Genomic DNA, 19,049 nt, shown 5'->3' on the forward strand with positions numbered 1-19,049 from the left:
CTCCGTCATCAGGCCCAATCCGCTGCTGCTTCACTGGCCCACTTCAGGCCTCCAGGACCTTCGCCAGCACCTCCAGCGCCTCCGGATACGCCCGCTCGCGGGGGGTGCCGTAGCCGACCACCAGGCCCTGCGGCCGGCCGTCGGCGGGGGTCTGCCAGTGGCTGCCCAGACGGCCGACGGCGAGTCCCTCCGCCTCGGCGCGGGCCAGCACCTCGGCCTCGTCGGGGACGTCGATCAGCGCGTGCAGCCCGGCCGCGATGCCGCGCACGTTCCGCCGCGTCCCCAGCCGGTCCAGCAGCTGGTCCCGGCGGCGCCGGTAGCGCAGCCGGCACGCGCGCACGTGCCGGTCGTAGGCGTGGCTGTCGATCAGCTCGGCGAGCGCCAGCTGCCCGATGGTCTCGGTGTGGTGGTCGCTGTGCAGCTTGGCGTCGGCGACCGCGTCGACCAGCTGCGGCGGCAGCACCATCCAGCCGAGCCGCAGCGCGGGGCCGAGGGTCTTGGAGGCGGTGCCCAGGTAGACGACCTGGCCCGGGGCCATGCCCTGCAACGCGCCCACCGGCTGACGGTCGTAGCGGAACTCGCCGTCGTAGTCGTCCTCGACGATGAGTCCCCCGCGCGCACGTGCCCAGTCGGTGAGCGCCCGGCGCCGCTCGGGGTGCAGGGTCACACCGGTCGGATACTGGTGGGCCGGGGTGACCACCACCGCGGCCGCCTCGCCCAGTTCTGCGGGACGGACCCCGCGCTCGTCCACCCGTGCCGGCAGCACGGTCCCGCCGTTGCGCCGCACCACCTCCCGGTGGAAGGGCAGCCCCGGGTCCTCCATCGCGATCGAGGCGCCGTCCAGCACGCGCGTGAGGAGCGCGAGTCCCTGGACGTACCCGGAGGTGATCACGATCCGGTCCGGTGGTGCGAGCACCCCGCGTGCCCGCCCCAGGTAGCCCGAGAGCGCGGTGCGCAGCTCGATCCGGCCGCGCGGGTCGCCGTAGTCGTACGCCAGTGAGGGCGCCGTCGCTATGGCCCGGCGCAGCGCGCGCAGCCAGGCCGCGGCCGGGAACGCGCCCACGTCGGGACTGCCCGGCCGGAGGTCGAAACGCGGCGCCCGTGCGTGTGGCGCCGTTCCCGGCGCCTCCTCGCGCAGGGCGGGCAGCTCGGCGACCCGGGTGCCGGAGCCCTGCCGGGCCGTGAGATAGCCCTCGGCGACGAGCTGGTCGTACGCCGACTTCGCCGTGCCGCGCGAGATGCCGAGTTCCGTCGCGAGCCGCCGGGTGGCCGGCAGCCGGGTGCCGGGTGCCAGCCGCCCGTCGCGTACGGCGTCCCTGAGCGCCCGTTCCAGACCGACCCGGCGGCCGTCGGCCGCGTCGGGTTCGAGATGCAGGTCCACGCCCACACCGGACCAGAAGTCGTCCACGAAAACCCTCCCCCTAGGCACGTGAATCCTGCGCACACGTACGGACACGCCGATGGCCGGGCACCTTCCGGGTGCCCGGCCATCAGTGTCTTATCAGCCCTTGAGGGACGCCATCCAGGCCTCCACCTCGTCGGATCGGCGCGGCAGGCCGTCCGAGAGGTTCCGGTTGCCGTCCTCGGTGACGAGGATGTCGTCCTCGATGCGGACGCCGATGCCCCGGTACTCCTCGGGGACCGTCAGGTCGTCGGCCTGGAAGTACAGGCCCGGCTCCACGGTGAGCACCATGCCCGGCTCCAGCGTGCCGTCGACGTACGTCTCGGTCCGCGCGGCCGCGCAGTCGTGGACGTCCATGCCGAGCATGTGGCCGGTGCCGTGCAGGGTCCAGCGGCGCTGCAGGCCCAGCTCCAGGACGCGCTCGACCGGGCCCTCGACCAGGCCCCACTCGACGAGCTTCTCGGCGAGCACACGCTGGGAGGCGTCGTGGAAGTCGCGGTACTTGGCGCCCGGCTGCACGGCCGCGATACCGGCCTCCTGGGCCTCGTACACCGCGTCGTAGACCTTCTTCTGGATCTCGCTGTACGTGCCGTTGATCGGCAGCGTGCGCGTGACGTCGGCGGTGTACAGCGTGTGCGTCTCCACGCCCGCGTCCAGCAGGAGCAGGTCGCCGGAGCGGACCGGGCCGTCGTTGCGGACCCAGTGCAGCGTGCAGGCGTGCGGGCCGGCCGCGCAGATGGAGCCGTAGCCGACGTCGTTGCCCTCCACGCGCGCGCGGAGGAAGAACGTGCCCTCGATGTAGCGCTCGCTGGTCGCCTCGGCCTTGTCGAGGACCTTCACGACGTCCTCGAAGCCGCGCGCGGTGGAGTCGACGGCCTTCTGCAGCTCGCCGATCTCGAACTCGTCCTTGACCAGCCGGGCCTCGGAGAGGAAGACCCGCAGCTCCTCGTCGCGCTCGGCGGTGACCTTGTCGGTCAGGGCGGCCTCGATGCCGGCGTCGTGGCCGCGGACGACCCGCACCGGGCCGGTGGCCTCGCGCAGCTTGTCGGCCAGCTCGCGCACGTCGGAGGCCGGGATGCCGTAGAGCGCCTCGGACTCGGTCAGGGAGTGGCGGCGGCCGACCCACAGCTCGCCCTGGCCGGAGAGCCAGAACTCGCCGTTCTCGCGGTCGGAGCGGGGCAGGAGGTAGATCGTCTCCTTGTGGCTGCTCTTCCCGTCCGGGGAGTCGGTCGGCTCCAGGACCAGGACGCCGTCCTCGGTCTGGTTGCCGGTGAGGTACGCGTACTCGACCGAGGCGCGGAAGGCGTACTCGGTGTCGTTCGAGCGGGTCTTCAGGTTGCCCGCGGGGATGACGAGGCGCTCGCCCGGGAAGCGCGCGGAGAGCGCGGCGCGGCGACGGGCGGTCTCGGCGGCCTGCGGGATCGGCTGCAGGTCGTGCAGCTCGGTGTCGGCCCACCCGGACTTCATGTTCTCGGCCAGCTCGTCGGAGACGCCCGGGTACAGGCCGTTCTTCCGCTGCTTGATGGGCTCCTCGGACTCAGCTTCCGGGGTCTCCGGGTTGAGCTCGTCGGACACGTGATCCTCCTCGGTACGGCATGTGATCTCCCCCCGGGCCCGTGACGCTCGCGCTCGTGCCCGAGCAGGGGACCTCCATCATCGTACGGTCGTACACAAAGCGACCCGGGGCCGGAAGACCTGTTATGCCCACCCATGCAGGCGGTGCGGGAGCGCTCTCAGTCGAAGCGGGCCGCCAGCAGGACCACGTCCTCCTCGCTGTCGGCCGTGTCCAGGCCGTCGGGCAGGACGGTGCGCAGCACGTGGTCGGCGACCGCCCCCGGGTCGCGGCGCAGGGTGCGCGGGATGCTCGCGGCGGCCGCGTGCAGCCGGGCGAAGGCGCGGTCCATGGGGTCGCCGGTACGGTGCAGCAGCCCGTCGGTGTAGAGCAGGACGGTTTCTCCTGCCTCGGCCTGGATCTCCACGCTCGGCGCCTCCCAGCAGGCCAGCATGCCGAGCGGCGCGGAGACGGAGGTCTCGGCGAACTCGGTGCGGTGCTCGCCGATCAGCAGGGGCGGGCTGTGCCCGGCGCCGGCCAGGGTGATCTTGCGCAGGGCCGGCTCGCAGTAGGCGAACAGAGCGGTGGCCGAACGGGCGGGCTCGGTCAGGCGCAGCAGCAGCTCCAGGTCGGACAGGACGGCGACCGGGTCCTCGCCCTCCATCACGGCGTACGCCCGCATGGAGGCGCGCAGCCGGCCCATGGCGGCCACCGCGCTGGGTCCGGAGCCGGTGACCGAGCCGACGGAGAGGCCGAGGGCGGCGTCGGGCAGCGGCAGCGCGTCGTACCAGTCGCCGCCGCCGCGCGGACCGGTGCGGTGCCGGGCGGCGAGCTGGACGCCGGCCACCCGCGGCAGCCGGGAGGGGAGCAGTTCCTCGGCGAGGGTCGCCGCGCACGCGCGCGTGCGCTCCACTTCCGCCAGCAGGGCGAGGTGTTCGGCGGCGTGCCGGACGTACAGGCCGATCAGGTGACGGTGGTGCTCGTCCGGCTCGGCGGGCTCGTCGTACAGCCACACGGCGGCGCCGAGGCGGCCGGCGGACTCGGCGGTCAGCGGGAGGGCGTAGCTGGCGGCGTAGCCGAGGCGGGCGGCCACCTCGCGGTGGCGGGGGTCGAGGCCGTCCTCGGCGAACAGGTCGGCGTGCACGATCTCGGCGCTGCCGGCGCCGGTGTCGAGGAGGGGGCCGTAGGGCTGCGAGCCCCGTGGCACGGTCTCCAGGTGGCCGAGGTCGGCGCGGCCGAGGCCGAGGCCGAGGGAGGTGCGGGGGCCGAGTCCGTCGGCGGGTTCCAGGACGACCAGGCCGCGGCGGGCGCCGACGAGCGCGGATCCGGCGCGCAGCAGCTCCTCGAGGGCGGGCTCGAGTGCGTCCGTGCGGGACAGGCGTTCGGTGAGTTCGTGGAGGGTCGTGAGGTCCGAGACCCAGCCGGCCAGCCGGTCCTGGAGCAGGGTGCCGGGGGCGGGGCCGGCGGGGGCGGGGGTGTTCTTGACCGGAAGTGCGGTGTCCGGGGAGGGGGCGGCGGGTGTGGGCGCGACAGTGTGTGCGGGTGGGGGAACCGCTGGATCGATTCCAGCCACTTTCGGAGGGTGCGGGGCGTTCATGGCGTCCGGCTTTCAGACCGGTGCGTATTGCTCAGAAGCATCGCAAACCCCCATGTCATTCTGCACCGCTAGCAGTGTCTCCACATGTACACGCACTCGTGAGGGGATGTCCAGCATTGTCCTGCAGGGATTCCTGGTGTCCACGGGTCTGATGTGGGTTTCTTCCGAAACCCTTGCCTTACTGCCAAGTTGGCTTAAAACTGCCTCAGGTATCGGTCCATTGCGGTCGACTGGCCTTGCTCCACGGAGCGTCACAGCGGTCGTGATGGGTACGTACTCGGTGAAGGCCAGGGGTGGTTGGGGGCCACCCGGAACCTGGCGACGGACCCGGGCGTCATAGCCACCGACGGCCGAGCCCCATCCTCCCGTGGCGGAGGCGGAGAGAAATACGCGCGACGGCAAAACGCCAGACTTCGCCACCCCCACGCCGCACCCGTGCTTTTGATAGACGCACTATGGACGCGGCCAACGCTCGACCCTTTGGGGTTCCCCATGCCATGCGCAGGGGTGTGATGCGCCAACAGGTACGCACAGTGAAGTGATCGACACGTGATGTGATGTGGTCCACGGTGTTGCCAGCGGTGCAACGGAAAGGAACGAGCGCTCATGCGCGAGATCCTCGGAAGGCGACGCAGGCTCCTGTCCAGGCGGAAAGGCGGGAGGCCTGAGCTGATCAGCGCGGCCCTGACCTTCGCGACGGAATGGCAGTGGCCCGTGCTCCCGGGCGTGGCCCCGGACCCGCAGGGACGGGCCCGCTGCGCCTGCCCCGACCCGGAGTGCACGGTGCCCGGTGCGCACCCCTTCGACCCCGGCCTGCTCGCCGCCACCACCGACGCGCGCATGGTGCGCTGGTGGTGGACCAACCGGCCGGGCGCGCCGATCATCCTCGCCACCGGCGGCGACGCGCCCTGCGCGGTCAGCCTGCCGGCGCCCGCGGCGGCCCACGCCCTCGACCTGCTCGACCGGCGGGGCATGCGCCTCGGCCCGGTGATCGCTGCACCGACCCGCTGGTCGGTGCTCGTCAAGCCGTACTCCATGGAGCAGCTCGGCGAGCTGCTCTACGCCAAGGACTTCGTACCCGGCTCGCTGCGCTTCCACGGCGAGGGCGGCTACCTCGCCCTGCCCCCCTCCGAGACCGGCCACGGCGCCGTCCGCTGGGAGCGTGCGCCGCTGCCGGGCTCGGCCTCGCCCTGGGTGCCCGACGTGGAGGCCGTGGTGGACGCGGTGGTCGACGCCCTCACTCGTACGGGTGTGAGCGCACCCGAGTTGTAGGGGTGTCGGGCGCGGGCGCCGCCCGATGTCCGCCCGTGGTCGTTATCTTCCGCTACATGCTGCGCATTTCTGGGGGCCAGGGCACTCGTTCGCCGCACCGCGGCGGGCCGGACCCCCGAAGGCTTCGTCTGCTCGCCCTCGCGGGCGTCGTGGTGGCCGCCGTCGTGCTGCCGCTGGCCGTGGCGTCCGCGGGGCAGGTGGGCGACGCCGCGGGGCGCTCGGCGGCGGGCGGCCGGTCCGGCGCACACGCGCCGTCGTCCAAGGCGTCCAAGTCGTCCCCGGCCTCGTCCTCGGACGGTGACGCGAAGATGCCCGCCATCGATCCCACGCGCTCCCCGCTGCTGCTCGGTCTGGGCCTGGCCACCGCCGCCCGCTGCGGACCGGAGCTCTCCTCCCCCGAGGGCGTCGAGGCGCAGACCTGTGTGCTGACCCAGGGTGAGGACACCTGGGCGCGCACCTACTACCGCAACACCACCGGCGAGGCCCTGAAGGCCGTGCTGAGCCTGATGGAGCCGGGCGGCCGGACCGTGCAGACGCACTGCGCCACGGATGCCGACGACGAGCCCGCCACTTGTGAGACACCCCGCGAACGCACCCGGGGCTCGCTGGACGGCTACACCGCCGTCGCCGAGTTCGCCGCACACGGTGCCGGCGGGCCGCTGCTGCTGCACTCGGGCAGCAACTCCGAGGAGACGAACGGGAGTTGACGCTCCCCGACGCGCTGTACACCGGACGCGGACATGAAAAGGCCCGGTTGCTGGCGACGGGGGATGCACCAGCAACCGGGCTACTGGAACGGTAACAAGAGATCGGCGGTTCGCAAATTCGATCTCGGCTATTCGGACACCGATTTACCTGTCACGACGGGGAGTTGTGACAGGAGTCACCTATTTCGGGCACGCTGTCACGGCTGACCGACCGTTCAGCCGTGACACGTGCCCTCGGGGCCGGTCAGCTGAGCGTGACCTGCCGGTTGGTCAGTCCGCCGCGCGCGCGGCGCTCGTCGGCCGTGAGCGGCTCGTCGGCCGCGAGGGCGGCGGCGAGCCGCTCGGCGAACTCGGCGGCCGGCTTCTCCACGTCCTCGGCCGTGACCCCGCTCGGCAGGTCCCAGACCGGCACCGTGAGGCCGTGAGCACGGAAGGAGCCCACCAGTCGGGTGCCCTCGCCGAGGCTGGAGCGGCCGGCCGCGTGCAGCCGGGCGAGAGCGTCCAGAAGCTGCTCCTCCGGGTGCGGCATGACCCAGCGCAGGTGGTTCTTCTCCGGGGTCTCGCACCAGTAGGCGGCGTCCACGCCGGACAGCTTCACGGTCGGGATGGCCGCGGCGTTGGCCCGCTCCAGGGAGGCGGCCACGTCCGGTGTGGCGTTCTCCGCGTCCGGCACCCAGAACTCGAAGCCGCTGTGCACAACTGGCTCGAACGCGCCTTCCGGGTCGAGCAGGTCCTGCAGTCGCGGACCCTCGGCAGGGGCGCGGCGGCCCTCCACCGGCGTGCCGGGCGCGGCCTCCAGCGCACGCTGGAGCGTGTCGGCGAGGTCGCGGCTGATGTCGCCGGAGGGCGTGTCGTTCTGCAGGCCGAGCAGGACCGAGCCGTCGTCGCGGCGCAGCGCGGGCCAGGCCATCGGCAGCACCGTGGCGAGCGTGACCGACGGGACGCCCTCGGGCAGGCCGCTGTTGAGGGTCAGCTCCACCGTGGCGGCCGGCACCAGCTCGCGCAGCGCCACCCAGTCGCACTCGCCCGGGAGGCCCTCGAACGGACGCTGCACCAGCTCGGTCGCGGCGTGCGCGGCGGCCCGGCCATGGCACGCCTTGTAGCGCCGGCCGCTGCCGCAGGGGCAGGGCTCGCGGGCGCCGACAACCGGGATCTCTCCGTCTGTGATCTGCGGCTTGGCCTTCGTCTGGGGTCGCTTCTTGGCCATCGTGGGGTCTCCCGGTTACGGCGCGTCTGGTACGGGCGGGAGCCTAGCCGTTCGCGCCACGGCCGACGGGAACCTGTGGACAACGGACACTTGGACGACGCCGACGGGGTGAATCTGCGGACAGCTCCCGTGCCTGCGTCCGGCGCGGGCGGTCCGGGTCCGCGGGTCCCCGCCGCGCTCAGTCCAGGTTGTCGAACGCGTCCGCGAAGTCCAGTTCGGCCATGGCCGGAACCGCGGGGGAGGTGACGCGCGTAGCGAAACCGTCGGAGCGGCACCCGGCATCCGGATCATGGACGTCCTCGTTGACCACGACCCAGACCGTCACTTCGCCGTGGATGTCGTCCCGGACACCCCAGTCGTCGGCCAGGGCCGTGATGATGTTCAGCCCGCGGCCGCCGTGCGCGGTGACCGACGGGGTGGCCGGAGCCGGGCGGGTAGGGCCGCCGCCGTCCGTCACCTCCACGGTGAGCCGCCCGCGCGCGTCCACCCGCCAGGCGGCGCGTACGTCGCCGTCCCCGGGCGGAGCATCGCCCAGGGGCCGCCCGTGTTTGCAGGCGTTGCTCAACAGCTCCGAAAGGATCAGTACGGCATCGTCGATGACCGATTCCGACACCCCGCCGCTGCGCAACTGCGCACGCATCCGGTGTCTCGCCCTCCCCACGCCCGCAGGGCCATGGGGTACGGCCATGCTCGACGACGTGGGCACCTCCTGTGCCACCACCAACGCCACCCCCGAGACCTCCTTTGCCCCACGCCACGGTGTGGATGCCCCATTGGCCTGTACCGGAAACCGGCCAATCCTCTTCCGGTGACGCATTCGCAACGACCGCATACGGAACGAATGCGCCGGAGCACTCCCTGTGACGGGCCTGTCATCGTGTGGCTGGAATTCAGTGGTGTGGCCGAGAATGGAGGATGGTCGAGCCGGGCAGCAGGGTCAAGGGGTGTGCACCGGTCCTTACCCGGCTCTTGAGGCTCGCTTCCCCGCTCAGCGACCCAGTCGCCGCAACACCGCGCGCGGGCGGTTGGTGATGATGGCGTCGATGCCCAGCTCGACACAGAGGTCGACGTCCTCGGGCTCGTTCACGGTCCAGACGTGGACCTGGTGGCCGGCGCGCTTCAGCCGTTCCACGTACGCCGGGTGGTTGCGCACGATACGGATCGAGGGGCCCGCGATCCGCACGCCCGCCGGCAGCCGTCCGTCGCGCAGCCGGGGTGAGAGGAACTGGACCAGGTAGACCGTCGGCAGTGTCGGTGCCGCGGCCCGCACGCGGTGCAGCGAGCGCGCCGAGAAGCTCATGACCCGCACCTGCGACTCTGCGGCCGAGGCCGGGGCGTCCAGTCCGAACCGCTTCAGCAGGAGCAGCAGCCGCTCCTCCACCTGCCCGGCCCAGCGTGTGGGGTGCTTGGTCTCGATGGCCAGTTCCACCCGCCGCCCGGAGTCCGCGACCAGCTCCAGCAGCCGCTCCAGGGTGAGTACGGAGGTGTCCGCCGGGTCCTCCGGACGGTGCTCCCAGTCGGGCTCCTCGTCGCGTCCGCGCCAGGCATCGCGCGTCTTCCGGGAACCGAAGTCCAGGGCGGCGAGATCGGCCAGCTCCAAGGCGGAGACGGCCCCGCGGCCGTTGGAGGTGCGGTTCACCCGCCGGTCGTGGACGCAGACCAGATGGCCGTCGGCGGTCAGCCGTACGTCGCACTCCAGGGCGTCCGCGCCGTCCTCGATCGCCTTCTTGTAGGCGGCCAGGGTGTGTTCGGGCGCGTCCTCGGAGGCCCCCCGGTGGGCGACGACCTGGATCGGGTGCTGTGGTGCGTGGGTCACCGCGTCATGGTGCCACCCGCGCGGGGTACGTGGGGCGGCGCGGGAGCGTCCGTGCGACGAACGTGGGCATCCTTAATGCACTTTTATGTAGCTTTTGCAAGAAAGGTCCCATGTAAAGGATGACCCTGGACCCACAGCCACCGCTTATGGTGCTCTGACGGCCCGTGGGAAAAGCTGACTGCATACAAGCACGACGCAGGACCATGCACAGCTGTTCGCAACGGACCGACGACAGCGTGAACGAGCGTGACCGAGTGCGACCTATGACAACAGCCGTGGATCGAGGAGAAGAGCTGTGAGCACCGAGAACGAGGGCAACGCGGTACCCCCGGCGCCGTCCGTACCTCCCGTGCCGGTGGCATCTCCTGCAGCCTCCCCGCAGGGCCCCGCGCCCGACGGGGCGCCGACGGCCCAGCTTCCGCCGGTGCCCGCGGGCGCGCCCGAGCAGGGCCCGGCGCAGGCCGCACCGGCCCACGAGAATCCGGCCGACGGACACCAGCCCCCCGCCGGCTACCCCGGCCAGGCCCCCGACGGACACCAGACCCCGGCCGGCTACCCCGGCCCCGCCCCCGACGGCTCCTGGCCGCCTCCGGCCACGCCTGCCTACGCCGACGCCGGCTCCGGTGGCTCCGGCACCGTCTGGGGTGCGTCGTACCAGCAGCCCGCCCCCAAGCCCCGCAGCGGGCGCGGTGGGCTGGTCGCCGCGGTCCTGGTGGCCGCGCTGGTCGCGGGCGGTCTGGGCGGCGGCCTCGGCTACACCCTGGCCAAGGACAACGACAGCAACGGCTCCACCACCGTCTCCGCCTCCGACAGCAGCGCCTCCCAGGTAAGGCGCGCCCCCGGCACGATCGCCAACGTGGCCGCCAAGGCTCTGCCGAGCACGGTCACCATCGAGGCGGAGAGCACCAGCGGCGAGGGTGGCACGGGCACCGGGTTCGTCTTCGACAAGCAGGGTCACATCGTCACCAACAACCACGTGGTGGCGGACGCGGTGGACGGCGGCAAGCTCACGGCCACCTTCCCGAACGGCAAGAAGTACGACGCGGAGATCGTCGGCCACGCCCAGGGCTACGACGTCGCCGTCATCAAGCTCAAGAACGCCCCCTCCGACCTCAACCCCCTCACCCTCGGCGACTCGGACAAGGTGGCCGTCGGCGACGAGACCATCGCCATCGGCGCCCCCTTCGGGCTGTCCAACACGGTCACCACGGGCATCATCAGTGCCAAGAACCGCCCTGTGGCCTCCAGCGACGGCAGCTCGTCCAGCAAGGCGTCCTACATGAGCGCCCTGCAGACCGACGCGTCCATCAACCCCGGCAACTCGGGTGGCCCGCTGCTGGACGCCTCCGGCTCGGTCATCGGCATCAACTCGGCGATCCAGTCCACCGGCAGCGGCGGATTCGGCTCCGGCCAGTCCGGTTCGATCGGCCTCGGCTTCGCGATCCCGATCAACCAGGCCAAGTACGTCGCCCAGCAGCTGATCAAGACCGGCAAGCCGGTGTACGCCAAGATCGGCGCCTCCGTCTCCCTGGAGGAGGCCAGCAACGGCGCGAAGATCACCGACCAGGGCGCGGGCGGCGCCGCCGCGGTCGAGTCGGGCGGCCCGGCCGACAAGGCCGGCCTCAAGCCCGGGGACGTCATCACCAAGCTCGACGACAACGTGATCGACAGCGGCCCGACCCTGATCGGCGAGATCTGGACCCACAAGCCCGGCGACAAGGTCGCGATCACCTACACGCGGGGCGGCCAGGAGCACACGGTGGACCTCACCCTCGGCTCCCGGGCGGGCGACAGCTGACCCGCACACGCGCGCAGGGGCGCGACCTCTCGGGAAAGCCCCGCCGGCCCGGCGCAAGATCGGCCGACGACGGCTCCTGAGCGGACCACGCCCCACGGCCCGCCCCGCTCCCGGTACGCTGTACCCGCTCCGCCCCCGGATGGGTGGAGGCCGAGGTGGGTTGCCCGAGCGGCCTAAGGGAACGGTCTTGAAAACCGTCGTGGCGCGAGTCACCGTGGGTTCAAATCCCACACCCACCGCGTAGTTGAACGGCCCTGGACCGGGCGAACCGGTCCGGGGCCGTCGCCGTTGCCCCAGAGGACGGGTATCTCGGTTCTGGCCTGTGCACGTCACATGATCCGTGCGTGGTGACGGCACTGTCCCGAGTTCGTGACACGGGCTGTTCCGGCGGTGCGGTGAGCACGGACAGGGCATTACGGTCCCCATCCGGGAGCGGCCGGTCGGGCCGCCCGTGATCAGGGGGGACGTCCCAGATGAATGCCCATCGCCTCAGACCCGTTGTCGTCGCGCTCACGGCCGTCGCGCTGGCCGCCGTACTCACCGGATGCCAGGGGGACGACACCGCCGCGGGGGCCTCCGACGCGCCGAAGGCCGGGGCCACGGCCGGTTCGGCGACGCCCGGCACGGCAGGCGGCACCGACAAGGGCGCCGGCACCGGCACGGGAAGCGGCAAGGGCACCGGTACCGGCAAGAGCGGCGGGAGCACGGCGGGTTCGGGCGCCACCGCGGCCGCGACGCCCGCCGGCAAGGGCACCGGATCGGGCAAGACCGCGGCACCGGCCGCCGACTGCGTCACCAAGGCCCCGGACCCGGACCACTACGACCCCGACGAATTCGCCCTGTACCGCATCGAGGAACTCCCGGGCAGCACCGGCAAGGTGAACCTCGTCATCCAGCACGGCGCCTGGGGATGCGCAGGCAAGGACAGTGACGGCAAGCCGTTCGTCGTCAGCGGCGAGGAGGCCCGCTGGGCCATGGACCAGGCCGCGTACGTCACCGCCACCAACCCCGTCACCGGCAGCAGCACGAACCAGCGCATCGGCGTGGGGGAGCTGATGGACTGGGTCAAGGCGCACCCCGACTCCGGCCTGGTGTTCAAGTACGAGACCGGCGCCGACGGTTCCATCGACCGGCTGGAGCAGGTCTACACGCCGTAGGCACCCCGGCCCCGCCCTGGTTCCCCCGTCTCACGCCCGGTGTCCCGTCATCCGGGCCGCCGACGCGATCGTCGCGCGGGCCTCGCCTTCGGCCAGGCCGGTGTGGACGGCCGCCTCGGCCAGGGAGTCGAGCAGGGCAGGGCCGAGCCCGTTCTCGTAGGCGCGGCAGGCCGCCCAGAACAGGCGGGTGTTGCGCTGGCCCGCGTGTGCGGTCAGGACGAACTGGACCAGGCCGCGGCCGTGGTCGTCGGTGGCCGTGGTCGCCGGGCGGGTGGCGCGGGGCGGGGGCAGCAGCAGTCGTAGCAGCGCCGGCGGGCAGGCGGCGGGGGCCAGATGAGCGGTGCCGGGCGCGGCGGCGTACACGCCGTGGGCGGTGCGGGAGCCGGGGCCCACGAGGTAGCCGCCGGCGCCCCGGATGTCGATGCCGGGGGCCAGCCGGCCGGCCGAGTTGGGGACGACGACGTCCGGCGGGCCGGTCAGCCACAGGTGGCGGCCGCCGCTCGGGGTGAGGACGACGACCGTCTCGGGGATCGTGAACAGGTGTCGCAGGGCCAGTTCGCGCAGTGCGGCCGAGGAGTCCGTGCCGGACTTGGTGTCGAGGTCGACGCCGATGAGGTGGTGCGGGGGCAGCCCGCAGGCGATGCCGTAGCCGGTGGCCCAGGGCGCGGCGGCGAACAGCTCGCGGATGCGGACCGGGTCGGTGGAGGCGTCGTACACGCCGTGGCCGAAGCGGCCGCACTCGCCGTGACAGGGCGGCCCCACCGGTTCCGGGGCGTCGCGGTGCGGGGAGCGCAGGGCCGGGAGTTTGGTCCTGGACAGGGGGATGACGGCCAGTCCGCGTTCGGCGGCTGACAGGGCGTGCGCGAGGGCCAGCGTCGTGGCCTGCCGGTCTGTGGTGGCCATGGCTCCATGTTCGTACTCGTGTTCGAAAAAGGGAAGAGGAGGCCGCGGTGACGCGCCGGGTCGACAAGATTGGCCGGAAATGCGCCGGAACGATTCGCCTCCCGTGGTGCTTGATTCGTGAAGGTCTGGTCTGTGCCGTGTTGTGACGTGAGGTGACCAAAGGTGGCGATAGGGGTTTATCGACTTGTCATCACGCTTGCGTGCGAATCGGGTCTTCCGGGGTGGTTCGCCGGGGATTCGGTGGGCAACTCTGGATGCGCGACGTCGTTCACGAAAACCCGAGGCGGTCGGCCAACTGCCTTGGTCCAAGCCTTAAATGACGCATCCTCGGCCTCGGCGCCGAGAGTGTTCTGTTCTGGAGGAACAAACATGGCAAGCATCCGTACCGCCCGCGTCCTCGCCGCCGTCTCCGCTCTTCCGCTCGCAGCCGCCCTCTTCACCGGTGTCGCTGCCGCGGACAACGGCGCCTTCGCGGACAACGGATCGAACGCCGGCGTGGCGAGCGTCATCGGCAGCGGTGTCGGCCACGACAACAAGGGAAACTCGTCCACCACCCAGCAGAACGCGGTCGGCTCCGGCGCCTCGAACCAGAGCAACACCGCACAGGTCAACGGCTCCGCCTGGACGGCCCTCCAACAGGGCAACGAGAACGTCGCCGTCCACTTCACCAAGCTGTGGTGAGCCGGGGCCGAGGCCTCTCTCGCTGAGGGTCCTCGTGGGGTGTGCTTGGGGTCGTAACGCGTCTGCGCGGCGGTGCTTCGGTGCCGCCGCGCAGGCGTTTTCCGGTGCGCGGTTCCGAGCAGACGACCTTGACAGGGAGCAGTATCTGACGGACAGTCAGAAACCGTCCCGTCAGGCAAGCGAGGCCGGGAGGGCCCGCCGTGCACCTCGCCCCCACCGAGCGGCAGCAGCGGCTGCGTGCCGAACTCCGCGCCTACTTCCGGACCGTGCTGCCCGAGGCGGGCGAACCCGCCGACGGGCGCGCCCTGTTGCGCCGCATCGGCGCCGACGGCTGGCTGGGACTCGGCTGGCCGGTCGAGTACGGCGGTCAGGGGCGGGGCGCGGACGAGCAGTTCGTGTTCTTCGACGAGGCGTACCGGGCCGGCGCCCCCGTCTCCATGGTCACGCTCAACACGGTCGGGCCCACGCTGATGAAGTACGGCAGCGAGCGCCAGAAGGCCCACTTCCTGCCCCGGATCCTCGCCGGTGACCTGGTCTTCGCGATCGGTTACACCGAGCCCTCCGCCGGTACCGATCTCGCCTCGCTGCGGACCCGGGCCGTACGGGAGGGCGACGGCTGGCGGATCGACGGGCAGAAGATCTTCACCTCGGGCGCCCAGCACGCCGACTGGATCTGGCTCGCCTGCCGCACCGACCCGGACGCGCCCAAGCACCGCGGCATCTCCCTCCTCCTGGTCCCCACCGACGCCCCGGGGTTCTCCTGGACGCCGATCGAGACCGTGGGCGGGCAGACGACGACGGCCACGTACTACGACGGTGTCCGCGTCCCCGCCCGGAACCTGGTCGGCGCCGAGAACGAGGGCTGGTCGCTGATCACCAGCCAGCTCAACCACGAACGGGTCGCCCTCGCGGCCATCGGCATGCAGGCCGAGGAGTTCTGCGCGGCGGCGCTCGCCGCCGCCCGCACCCCCGATCGGGTGACCGGCAGGCGCCGGATCGACGAGCCGTGGGTGCGTTCTCGACTGGCCGAGGTGCATGCCCGGCTGGCGGCATCCCGCCTGCTCAACTGGCGTTTGGTGGGGGATGTGGGGGCGGGGCGACTGGCCCCCGGCGACGCCAGCGCGGTGAAGGTCGCGGGAACGGAATCGGCTGTCGCGACGTATCGCATGTGTCAGGAGATCGTCGGTGATGCGGGACTCGTCCGCTCGGGATCGCCGGGGACGTTCGAGGGTGGCGAACTGGAGCGGCTGAACAGGGCGGCACAGATCAACACGTTCGGGGGCGGGGTGAGCGAGGTGCAGCGGGAGATCGTCGCGACGATGCGGCTCGGGATGACGAGGGGGCGGCGGTGAGCGAGCGGACGGACGAGGTGGACAGGCGGCTCAAGGCGTACGAGGGCCGGCCCGCCGCCGTCGCCGGGGTGGGCAGGGACCCGGTGAACGCGCCGATGATCCGGCACTGGTGCGAGGCGATGGGCGACACCAGCCCGGCGTACCGCGGACCCGACGCCATGGCCCCGCCCACCATGCTCCAGGCGTGGACGATGGGCGGCCTCTCCGGCCACGAGGGCCGCGCCGGTGCCTACGACGAACTCCTCGCCCTGCTGGACGAGTCGGGCTGCACGTCCGTGGTGGCCACCGACTGCGAGCAGGAGTATCTACGGCCCTTGCGCCCGGGCGACGAGGTCACCTTCGACGCGGTGATCGAGTCGGTCTCCGACCGCAAGACGACGAAGCTGGGCACGGGGTACTTCGTCACGACCCGCATGGACGTACGGGTGGACGGCGAACTCGCCGGCACCCACCGCTTCCGCATCCTCAAGTACGCCCCGGCCCGCCGCACACCCCCGGCCGAGCGCCCCCGGCGCCCCCGCCCGGTGGTCAACCGGGACAACGCGGGCTTCTGGGAGGGCGTGGCCGGGCACCGGCTCCTGATCCAGCGCTGCACGGGCTGCGGCACCCTGCGCCACCCCTGGCTGCCGGGGTGCAACGCCTGTGGCTGCCCGGACTGGGACACGGTCGAGGCGAGCGGCGCGGGCACGGTCTACTCGTACGTGGTGATGCACCACCCGCCCTTCCCGGCCTTCGAACCGCCTTACGCGGTCGGCCTGATCGAACTCGCCGAGGGCGTGCGGATGGTGAGCAACGTGGTGGGGGTGCCGTACGACAAGGTGTGCATCGGCCTGCCGGTCCGGGTGGAGTTCACGTCCTACGAGGACGAGCAGGGCGTACTGGTCCTGCCGGTCTTCCGGGTCGTCGAAGGCGAGGGGTGACATGGACTTCACGCCCACCGAGGCCCAGGCCGAGGCCCGTGACCTGGCCGCGCGGATCTTCGGCGACCTCGCCACCCACGAGCGGCTGAAGGCCGCCGGCACCGGCAGCGACCCCGAGCTGTTCAAGGCCCTGTGCACGGCGGGCCTGGTCGGCGCCGTGACCGAGCTGGGCCTGCTGGGGCTCGTGCTGCTCCTGGAGGAACAGGGGCGTACGACGGCCCAGGTGCCCTATGCGGCGACGTGCGTGTACGGCCTCCTGGCGGTCGCCTCCCACGGCACGCCCGAGCAGCGGGAACGGCTGCTGCCGGGCATCGAGGACGGCTCGGTGGTGATCGCGGGCGCGCTTCCCGCACAGGGAGGTGTACGGGCCGCCGCGCGAGGCGAGCTGACCGGATCCGTCCCCGTGGTCCCCTGGCTCCGGGACGCCACCCACGTCCTGGTCGCCGACGCCGGCCGGCACCTGTGGCTGGCCCCGCTCGGCGAGGGCACCGGGAGCACGCCGGTGGAGCTGACGGCGCCCTGGTCCGCGGCCCGTCTCACCCTCGACGGGGCCCCGGCGGAACCCCTCGGCGGCCCGGGCGCCGCCGCCTGTGCCGACGTCCTCGCCACCGCCCGCACCGCCTTCGCCGGGCTTCAGGCCGGGGTGTGCGCCGGGTCGCTGGCACGGGCGGTGGCGCACACGAACACCAGGGAGCAGTTCGGGCGCCCGCTCGCCACCCGGCAGGCCGTCCAACTCCGCGCGGCCGACGCCCACATGGACACCGAGGCGATACGGGTGACGGCGTACGAGGCCGCCTGGCGGCGGGACGCGGGGCTGCCGTACGCCACGCACGCGCTGACCGCCGCCTGGTGGGCCTCCGAGGCGGGGCAGCGGGTCGTCCACACCGGCCAGCATCTGCACGGCGGGACCGGAGCCGACCTCGACCATCCGGTGCACCGGCACTTCCTGTGGGGGCGGCAGCTGGACGCCTACCTGGGATGCGGAGCCGAAGTGCTGCAGGAACTGGGGGAGTTGATCGCGCATGGGGAGTGAGCCGCGGGCACCACGGGCGGTGGTGGGCGCCGAGCTGCCGCCGCTGGAGATCCCGATCACCCGCACGCTGATCGTCGCCGGGGCGATCGCCTCCCGGGACTACCAGGACGTGCACCACGACGCGGAGCTGGCCCGGCAGAAGGGTTCCCCCGACGTCTTCATGAACATCCTGACGACGAACGGACTGGTCGGCAGGTACATCACGGACCACTTCGGCCCCTCCGCAGTGCTCCGCAAGGTCGCCATCAGGCTGGGGGCGCCCAACTATCCGGGGGACACGATGGTGCTGACGGGCAGGGTCGAGGAGGTCGACGGCGACACGGCGACGGTGCGTGTGGTCGGGGCCAACGCCATCGGCCGGCATGTGACCGGCACGGTGACGGTCAGCGTCCCGGCACCCGCACCGTCGTCGGCACCGGACTCGGTACTGGCACCGGCCCCGGAGCGGGAGGCCGCGTCATGAGCGTGCGCACCCGGGACTCCCTCGGCGGCCGGGCGGCGATCGTCGGCATCGGGGCCACCGAGTTCTCCAAGGACTCCGGCCGCAGCGAGCTCCGGCTGGCGGTGGAGGCGGTGGGGGCCGCGCTGGACGACGCGGGGCTCACCCCGGCGGACGTGGACGGTCTGGTGACGTTCACGATGGACACCAGCCCGGAGATCACCGTGGCCCAGGCCTGCGGGATGGGTGAGCTGTCCTTCTTCTCCCGCGTCCACTACGGCGGCGGGGCGGCCTGTGCGACCGTCCAGCAGGCGGCGCTCGCGGTGGTGACCGGTGTGGCCGAGGTGGTGGTCTGCTACCGGGCCTTCAACGAGCGGTCGGGCCGCAGATTCGGCGCGGGCGTGCAGCACCGGGAGCCGTCGGCGGAGGGCGTGGCGCTCGGCTGGGCGCTGCCGTTCGGGCTGCTCACCCCGGCCTCCTGGGTGGCGATGGCGGCCCAGCGGTATCTGCACACCTATGGGCTGACCCCCGAGGCGTTCGGGCACGTGGCCGTGGTGGACCGGAAGTACGCGGCGACGAACCCGGCGGCCTACTTCCACGGCCGCCCCGTCACCCTCGCCGATCACGCCGCCTCCCGCTGGATCGTGGAGCCGCTCAGGCTGCTGGACTGCTGTCAGGAGACCGACGGCGGCCAGGCCCTGGTGGTGACGTCCCTGGAGCGGGCCCGGGACCTGCCGCATCCGCCCGCCGTGATCGCGGCGGCCGCCCAGGGCGCCGGCCGCGCGCAGGAGCAGATGACCAGCTTCTACCGGGACGACCTGACCGGCCTGCCGGAGATGGGCGTGGTGGCCCGCCAGTTGTGGCGGACGTCGGGACTGCGCCCGGCCGACATCGACGTGGGGATCCTGTACGACCACTTCACACCGTTCGTACTCATGCAGCTGGAGGAGTTCGGGTTCTGCGGGAAGGGCGAGGCGGCAGATCTGGTGGCCGAGGAGCGACTGCCCGTCAACACGCACGGGGGCCAGCTCGGGGAGGCCTATCTGCACGGGATGAACGGCGTGGCAGAAGCGGTGCGCCAGCTGCGGGGCACGGCGGTGAACCAGATACCGGGGGCGGCCCGGACCCTGGTGACGGCCGGCACGGGGGTGCCGACGTCGGGGCTGGTCCTGGCGGCCGACGGGTGAGCGCCCTCAGGGGTGAACCCGCAGAC

General features: G+C 72.3%; 17 protein-coding genes and 1 tRNA gene. 11 read left to right on the forward strand and 7 right to left on the reverse strand.

All coding sequences use genetic code 11. The features are described 5' to 3' along the window. Window positions 1–43: 43 nt before the first annotated feature. The 3 genes from ACIF83_RS28055 to ACIF83_RS28065 all read right to left on the reverse strand — a co-directional run bounded on the left by ACIF83_RS28055 (window position 44) and on the right by ACIF83_RS28065 (window position 4,551). A complete protein-coding gene (locus ACIF83_RS28055; protein ID WP_393474538.1) occupies window positions 44–1,408 on the reverse strand; it encodes a PLP-dependent aminotransferase family protein in 1,365 nt (454 codons plus the stop codon). 93 nt (window positions 1,409–1,501) lie between these two features. Beyond that, a complete protein-coding gene (locus tag ACIF83_RS28060; protein WP_393474535.1) occupies window positions 1,502–2,977 on the reverse strand; it encodes an aminopeptidase P family protein in 1,476 nt (491 codons plus the stop codon). A gap of 158 nt (window positions 2,978–3,135) precedes the next feature. Next, window positions 3,136–4,551, reverse strand: coding sequence for a SpoIIE family protein phosphatase (locus ACIF83_RS28065; RefSeq protein WP_399730985.1), 1,416 nt, complete (start codon window positions 4,549–4,551; stop codon window positions 3,136–3,138). Window positions 4,552–5,157: 606 nt separating this feature from the next. Between ACIF83_RS28065 and ACIF83_RS28070 the strand changes: the two genes are divergently transcribed. Continuing rightward, the gene (locus ACIF83_RS28070) at window positions 5,158–5,823 is read left to right on the forward strand and encodes a bifunctional DNA primase/polymerase (protein ID WP_393474529.1); all 666 of its coding nucleotides are present in this window, start codon (window positions 5,158–5,160) and stop codon (window positions 5,821–5,823) included. A 56-nt stretch (window positions 5,824–5,879) separates the two neighbouring features. Next, the gene (locus ACIF83_RS28075) at window positions 5,880–6,530 is read left to right on the forward strand and encodes a hypothetical protein (RefSeq protein WP_393474527.1); all 651 of its coding nucleotides are present in this window, start codon (window positions 5,880–5,882) and stop codon (window positions 6,528–6,530) included. Between the two features lie 244 nt (window positions 6,531–6,774). On the opposite strand, the gene ACIF83_RS28080 is transcribed toward ACIF83_RS28075, so the two are convergent. The 3 genes from ACIF83_RS28080 to ACIF83_RS28090 all read right to left on the reverse strand — a co-directional run bounded on the left by ACIF83_RS28080 (window position 6,775) and on the right by ACIF83_RS28090 (window position 9,553). Then, window positions 6,775–7,737: a DUF5926 family protein gene (locus tag ACIF83_RS28080; RefSeq protein ID WP_398138701.1), complete on the reverse strand. Its 963-nt coding sequence runs from the start codon at window positions 7,735–7,737 to the stop codon at window positions 6,775–6,777. A gap of 178 nt (window positions 7,738–7,915) precedes the next feature. Then, on the reverse strand, window positions 7,916–8,554 hold the full coding sequence (locus ACIF83_RS28085) for an ATP-binding protein (RefSeq protein ID WP_393474522.1): 639 nt from the start codon (window positions 8,552–8,554) through the stop codon (window positions 7,916–7,918). Between the two features lie 171 nt (window positions 8,555–8,725). Further along, window positions 8,726–9,553, reverse strand: a complete 828-nt coding sequence (locus tag ACIF83_RS28090) for a glycerophosphodiester phosphodiesterase (protein ID WP_398138699.1) — start codon at window positions 9,551–9,553, stop codon at window positions 8,726–8,728. Between the two features lie 295 nt (window positions 9,554–9,848). Between ACIF83_RS28090 and ACIF83_RS28095 the strand changes: the two genes are divergently transcribed. The 3 genes from ACIF83_RS28095 to ACIF83_RS28105 all read left to right on the forward strand — a co-directional run bounded on the left by ACIF83_RS28095 (window position 9,849) and on the right by ACIF83_RS28105 (window position 12,508). After that, entirely contained in the window at window positions 9,849–11,351 is a 1,503-nt protein-coding gene (locus ACIF83_RS28095; RefSeq protein WP_393474516.1) for a trypsin-like peptidase domain-containing protein, read from the forward strand. Between the two features lie 154 nt (window positions 11,352–11,505). Continuing rightward, window positions 11,506–11,590 (forward strand) — tRNA-Ser (locus ACIF83_RS28100). Window positions 11,591–11,824: 234 nt separating this feature from the next. After that, the gene (locus ACIF83_RS28105; RefSeq protein ID WP_399730991.1) at window positions 11,825–12,508 is read left to right on the forward strand and encodes a hypothetical protein; all 684 of its coding nucleotides are present in this window, start codon (window positions 11,825–11,827) and stop codon (window positions 12,506–12,508) included. Between the two features lie 30 nt (window positions 12,509–12,538). Here ACIF83_RS28105 and ACIF83_RS28110 read toward each other — a convergent pair whose 3' ends face one another. Continuing rightward, entirely contained in the window at window positions 12,539–13,411 is an 873-nt protein-coding gene (locus tag ACIF83_RS28110) for a bifunctional DNA primase/polymerase (protein ID WP_393474511.1), read from the reverse strand. 369 nt (window positions 13,412–13,780) lie between these two features. On the opposite strand from ACIF83_RS28110, the gene ACIF83_RS28115 reads away from it, so the two are divergent. From ACIF83_RS28115 to ACIF83_RS28140, 6 genes are all read left to right on the forward strand, one after another. Then, window positions 13,781–14,092 carry a hypothetical protein gene (locus tag ACIF83_RS28115; RefSeq protein ID WP_393474508.1) on the forward strand — a complete coding sequence of 104 codons (312 nt, stop codon included), beginning with the start codon at window positions 13,781–13,783 and terminating at the stop codon, window positions 14,090–14,092. A 200-nt stretch (window positions 14,093–14,292) separates the two neighbouring features. Beyond that, entirely contained in the window at window positions 14,293–15,444 is a 1,152-nt protein-coding gene (locus ACIF83_RS28120) for an acyl-CoA dehydrogenase family protein (RefSeq protein ID WP_399730994.1), read from the forward strand. Then, a complete protein-coding gene (locus ACIF83_RS28125) occupies window positions 15,441–16,364 on the forward strand; it encodes a bifunctional MaoC family dehydratase N-terminal/OB-fold nucleic acid binding domain-containing protein (protein ID WP_393474499.1) in 924 nt (307 codons plus the stop codon). Before ACIF83_RS28120 ends, ACIF83_RS28125 begins: the two co-directional genes overlap by 4 nt. A 1-nt stretch (window position 16,365) precedes the next feature. Then, window positions 16,366–17,397 carry an acyl-CoA dehydrogenase family protein gene (locus tag ACIF83_RS28130; RefSeq protein ID WP_399730997.1) on the forward strand — a complete coding sequence of 344 codons (1,032 nt, stop codon included), beginning with the start codon at window positions 16,366–16,368 and terminating at the stop codon, window positions 17,395–17,397. After that, a complete protein-coding gene (locus tag ACIF83_RS28135; RefSeq protein WP_399731000.1) occupies window positions 17,387–17,860 on the forward strand; it encodes a MaoC family dehydratase in 474 nt (157 codons plus the stop codon). The genes ACIF83_RS28130 and ACIF83_RS28135 overlap by 11 nt, the downstream gene beginning before the upstream one ends. Next, window positions 17,857–19,023: a lipid-transfer protein gene (locus ACIF83_RS28140; RefSeq protein WP_398138695.1), complete on the forward strand. Its 1,167-nt coding sequence runs from the start codon at window positions 17,857–17,859 to the stop codon at window positions 19,021–19,023. Before ACIF83_RS28135 ends, ACIF83_RS28140 begins: the two co-directional genes overlap by 4 nt. Window positions 19,024–19,049 lie beyond the last annotated feature (26 nt).

It is taken from the genome of Streptomyces sp. NPDC085866, assembly GCF_044541035.1.
GTDB lineage: Bacteria > Actinomycetota > Actinomycetes > Streptomycetales > Streptomycetaceae > Streptomyces.